The following is a 5,858-nucleotide window of genomic DNA, read 5'->3' as shown; positions in this document are numbered from 1 at the left end:
TCAATCCAGTGAACGTCCTTTTCTCCTGCTTTGGCATCTGTACGATCAGAGATGGTTAACTTAGTTAAATCCGCTCCAAATTTTTGCCAGCGATCTGCCACTAGCTTTCCGTCCACGTAAACTCGAATTCCGTCATCAGCATTCAATTTAAGCACATAATCTCCAGCCGCAATACGTTTTGCTGTTGTATATCTCGCCGAAAAATGATCTGCTCCAATACCTGCTGCCGGGCTACCAGGGAATTTTTCTGATAGCTTATCTGTAGAGATTACCTTTGCAGCGGCCGGCATTCCCGATAACGAGTCATTTGGATAGTAATAAGCAAGCCAGGAACCAAATGGTACTACATCTGAGAATACACCTGCGGCGGCTACATTTTCTAAGTAACGGGTTTTAACCGTATGCTGGCCTTCCGCTACTCCCAGCCATAAGGCTTTTTCCATTCCGCCGGTATAGTCCGTCCAGCGATTAATCTTGGTTTCTCCATCAACTTCTACTTTGACTCCATCATCTGCAAATGTCTGTAAGAAGTAATCGCCCTTTGCATATGTTCCCGATTGATCAATGTCAGCTACAAAATAATCGCTCGGATAGCCGCTTGCCGGACTTCCATAGCCCCAATTGTAATGGGCTTCTTTGCCAGTCTTTAATCCAAGCACCGGGAATGGAGTAAGAGAAACATCCACATAACCGTTTAAAATATCTTCACGATACTCTACTTCAATCCAGTGAACGTCCTTTTCTCCCTCTTTAGCATCTTTACTGTCAGAGATGGTTAATTTTATTCTATCTTCTCCAGGTTTTTGCCAACGATCCACCACTAGCTTTCCGTCTACATAAACTCGGATTCCATCGTCGGCATTCAAATTGAGCATATAATCTCCAGCTGAAATACGTTTTGCTGTTGTATATCTTGCCGAAAAATGATCTGCTCCAATTCCCTTCGCAGGGCTGCCAGGGAATTTTTCTGATAGCTTCTCTGTAGAGATCACCTTTGCTGATGCTGGCATTCCTGATAACGAGTCATTTGGATAGTAATAGGCAAGCCAGGAACCAAATGGTACTATATCTGAGAATACACCTGCACCGGATACATTTTCGTAATAACTTGTTTTTACCGAGTGCTGACCATCCGTTACTCCCAACCAAAGAGCTTTTTCAATCCCGCCAGTGTAGTCCGTCCATCGATTGATCTTTGTTACCCCATCTACTTCAACTTTAACACCATCATCCGCAAAAGTTTGCAGGAAGTAATCGCCCTTTGCATACGTTCCGGATTGATCAAATTCAGCCTTGAAATGATCAATTGGAAACCCGCTTGCCGGACTTCCATAGCCCCAATTGTAATGGACTTCCTTTTGAGGTGCTGGTTTATAAACAGGATCACTATTTTCGTTTGCATAAACAAGATTATTGGGAACAAAAACAGATGAGAGCAAGCCTATTAAAGATACCTTTATTAAGTTTTTACTAGACAAACCTATAATCAACCCCCACAATTCTATTATTCTATTATTACACATAAAGAATAATATCATAATTTGGTTGGTTAAGTCATAATTTATCTAAATTTGTAAGTTAGAATTTATCACCAAGTTTATTTGATTACAGATAAACGAAAGAAGTAAACATATAAAAAATCCTCTTCAGGCATTGAAGAGGATTTTTTTAATAACCACCTGCATTATTTTTTCTGAGGAAATAACGATTTCATACTATACTGTTTTCCCCTTAGTAAATCATATTCAATCAGCTTATAGTCTTCTAACAGCTGTTCTTGTTTTTTTGTCAGTTTAGTCATCAACTTTTGATCGCTGCCAACTTTTGCAGTACCTTTCATTGCTGGTATTTCATTTCTAAGTTGATCAAGTAAGTTATAAAAAGGAGGTTTTTCCAACCCCATCATTTCATAAACGATTGGTGCTAGATAGATTGGACTAATTGTATTTAGGTCATAATGTTCCGTGTCAAAATTTGAATAGATTAAAAGCGGTGTTTCAAAATATTTTAATTCCCTAACCTTCGGATCTTTATCATGATAGCCAGCTTCTTTATATACGGAATAATCCTCACCAAGAATCGGTAAATGATCACCCCAAAAAACCACTATGGTAGGCTCACCTATTTGTTCTAATTGATCAACTAAAAATTTAAATGCCTCATCGGATCTTCTAAGTCCTTCTGCATATACTTTTAATTGCGAGATTGATTCTGGCTCCAGACCTGATACCTCAATTGGATATTCAGGATAATTTTTTTCCAGGTATGGCATGTGGTTTTGAATAGATACCGAATGAATAAACATTGGCTTATCCTGATTTTTTATATTGTCTAGAATCTCAAGAGTAAGTGATTCATCAGTAATAAGACCTCCGCCCGCTCTCTCTGTATGAGTCATTGTTCCCTCATCCAAAAATTTATCAAAACCTAACGTTTTATACACAAGATTTCGTTTATAAAACACTTTACTTCCAGGATGAATAGCTAACGATTTGTAGCCTTTATTTTCTAAATCACTTACTATCGTTGGAATAAATGTTTGTTGTGGCACCAAATCTTGATAAGGAATGGCTCCCTCGTTTAAGAATGACATAGTAAATCCTGTTAACGCTTCAAATTCAACATTCGCTGTTCCTCCACCAAAGTTTGAAGAAAGAATTTGACCTGATGAATAATTAGTCATGAATTGACGTATATTTCTAATTGGATCTTCACTAAAACCAATATTTAGTTTTGTTGGATCCCAGAATGTTTCACTCATTAAATAAATAATATTAGGTGATTTTTCATTTCGACGAGAACTGTCAGAACTTGTTAAATATTTTCGAACAGTCTTTTCTACTTTTTGTTTCGAATATCCTTCTGGTTCTTCAAACACCTTATTTTGCAAATTCAAAACAAAGCCAAATAAAAATCCATTGGTTTGGTAATTATAAATTTGGTTCCACTTTACAATTTCGATATCACTTTTTTCCACAAGTGATTTCATAAATGTATTAGGGAAATACGTAAACGAATAAATCATGATTAGTGAAATAACAAAAATTAATCCCCTCATCCAAATGGCTATCTTTAATTTAGGCAGCAAGAACATGACGATTCCAACCAATACGAATATGAAAACGACGGAAATCACTTGATTAATAGAAAGATAATCCCTAATCATCGGTATTACATCTTTTAAATTACTGATTTGATTGTAGTCACCCGGGTATAAAGGCTCTCCTCGCAGGTTTAGTTTATTGTAATGGATAAATCCAATAGTCAATAAAAAGATACTAGTGATGAACGAACTAATATAGATGTTTCCAACCAATACGAAGATTAACAAGAATAGTATCAATAAATACAACACACCTGCAAAAAAGGCCTTTGGTTTTTCTCCAATCCATTGGTTTGTAAGCAGGGGATCTTTTAAGGTTTGGAAATACTGAAAATAATAGTTGATTATAAATGATAATCCAAATAATAAAAGAAAAATTAATAAATATTTTGATAATACCAAAACCCAAGGGTACTGATTTTTTAACTTGTTATAGATCTTTAATTGGATCTTAAATGTGGAAAAAAGGGCTAGGAAAAATATAAAAAAGTAAATTGCAAACTTAGTTGTATCTTCCTGCATCCAGTGAATAATATATTCTATTTTAAATTCATTTCGAAACATTTTGCCAATAAATATTAAAAAGAAAGAAAATAGACTATTTACTGCTATGAATGCAGCTATACGTTGTATGAAATGCTTTTTCAATTCCATTTCTCCCAAATATATTGTATATAACTTCTTTAAGCTGATTTTCCATCGAGTATATCACAATAATTTTTTTTATCATAGCAATATTAGCAAGTGAAAACAATATATTGCAAGCAACAAAAAAACACTTACTAAGACTAGTAAGTGTTTTTTTGTCTTTCAGTTGACTTATTTTCCCTTTTGACTAGTTGAATCATTTTGTGAATCCACTTGATCTTCATTTAAAAACTGTTTGATGGCTTGTTTATTTTCTTCAAAATCAATTTCAAGGACAGAACCTGCATGTTCATAATTGCCCATTTTATATGAATTTTCAACAGGAATTGTTAATGTTTCTATTTCGTCTGGTGGATTTAAGAAAAAGTCCTTTAATAATTCTAATCGGTCAATCCCTTCCAAGTTAGTTTCAATATACGGCTGAATCGTACCAACTAACTTTGGTAATTTTGTTACACCATTAACACTAATAATCTCATCCTTTAAAGCATTAATTACCTTTTGTTGACGCTCTACACGGCCGAAATCACCGTTTGCATCATGTCTAAAACGAGCATACCCCAGCAGCTCTTTACCATTTAAATATTGTAAGCCAGGTTTTAAAACAACACCTATATTTTCGGACATTCTCTTTTCAACATCCATTTCAATCCCATTAGGAGCCAGTGTATCTACTACTGATTCAAATCCTTTAAAATCAATCATCGCATAGTAGTGAATATCGATATCAAAATTTTTCTTTATTGTTTGCCTAAGCAACTCTGGTCCGCCGAGAAAGTACGCCGTATTAATTTTATAATTTCTATGATTTGGAATTTCAACATAAATGTCCCGCATCAGAGAAACGATTTTTGCCGTTTGGTTTTTAGGATCGTATTGGGCAATCATTATCGTATCAGTACGTGACTTTTCCTCTCCTCTGGAGTCTACCCCTAATAAAAGAATATTAACTTTATCCATCTTTTCCTTTTTAGTACCATTAAACTCCTGCTTTGCTTTTTCATTCGTAACAATGTTTTTACCTGAAGCTTGTTTTAAACCTTGTGAATATTGATAATAAATATATCCTGAAAGCCCTAGTAATAGCGCGAAGAATCCCAAGAAAACTTTTTTTAATTTCGTTTTGCTTTTCTTTTTTTTGTATAATTGTCGATTCATAGATTCCATCCTTTTCAAACAATTGATATACCAAAATTAATTATATAATGTTTTTTGAAAAATTTGTTGATTTCTGTAAAATNNTTTCTATATAAAAAAAGACTAGAAATCTATTTTTGATTCTAGTCCTAAAATTTGGTTAATGGTTACTAATTTAACTCCATTCATTTTTAATAGAAAAATAAATTAATAAATTTTGAAATACTCAACAATTCCGTCAGCTAATGCTTGTGCTAATTTATTTTGATAAGAATCTATAAATAATTTTTGACGTTCGCTTGCATTGTTAATAAAACCAATCTCTACTAGAGTTGCAGGCATAGCTGTTTCACGTATAACTGCAAATGATGCTCCATCCGTTCCACGATTTTTCGCACCTGTATAGCCAACCATATTTCCTTGAATTAAGTTTGCTAGTGTCATACTCTTTGAAATTCTTTCTGGATTATTATGCATAGCACTATTAAATATAGGAGGATACTTTGGATTATATTCATAGTAATAACCCTCAATACCAGCAGCGGACGTCACACCTTCTCCTGTTGAGTTTGTATGAATACTAACGAAAATATCTGCTGCTAAATCATTCGCCATTCGAGGGCGATCTAACAATTCTACTGTGGTATCGGTATTACGAGACATAATAACCCTATAGCCGCGATTCACCAATAATGCTTTAACCTTTTTTGCAACGGCAAAATTCAAGTCTGCTTCATGATAAACGCCAACAATTGCACCTGGATCTGAACCACCATGTCCCGGATCTAAAAATACAGTTAGTGGCTGCTTGAATGCAGTGCTTTTATTGACTGGTTCACCTTGACCTTTAGGAACTAACTTAATTTCAATTGCCTCTAAGCGTTTTGAAAGCCCTTCTGAGCCAGCTTTCATCCCATTTTTTGCCCAGCCTAGCCAACCAAAGTCTTGTGTATGAACACGATAATAAATA

The 5,858-nt window shown here is 34.7% G+C and carries 4 protein-coding genes; all 4 read right to left on the bottom strand.

Annotated elements, in window-relative coordinates:
- Positions 1-1,478, bottom strand: a 1,478-nt coding sequence (locus V7150_RS23360; protein ID WP_335522986.1) for a PA14 domain-containing protein, incomplete at its 3' end; no start/stop codon positions are given.
- A 206-nt stretch (positions 1,479-1,684) separates the two neighbouring features.
- On the bottom strand, positions 1,685-3,751 hold the full coding sequence (locus tag V7150_RS23355; RefSeq protein ID WP_335522982.1) for an LTA synthase family protein: 2,067 nt from the start codon (positions 3,749-3,751) through the stop codon (positions 1,685-1,687).
- A 171-nt stretch (positions 3,752-3,922) separates the two neighbouring features.
- Complete coding sequence (locus V7150_RS23350) at positions 3,923-4,909, bottom strand: LCP family protein (protein ID WP_335522979.1); 987 nt, start codon at positions 4,907-4,909, stop codon at positions 3,923-3,925.
- A 186-nt stretch (positions 4,910-5,095) separates the two neighbouring features.
- A partial coding sequence (locus tag V7150_RS23345) for an N-acetylmuramoyl-L-alanine amidase (RefSeq protein ID WP_335522978.1) occupies positions 5,096-5,858 on the bottom strand: 763 nt, incomplete at its 5' end.

It is taken from the genome of Neobacillus drentensis, from assembly GCF_036965245.1.
Classification (GTDB): domain Bacteria; phylum Bacillota; class Bacilli; order Bacillales; family Cytobacillaceae; genus Neobacillus; species Neobacillus drentensis_G.
This window is presented reverse-complemented; position numbering and strand designations above follow the sequence as displayed.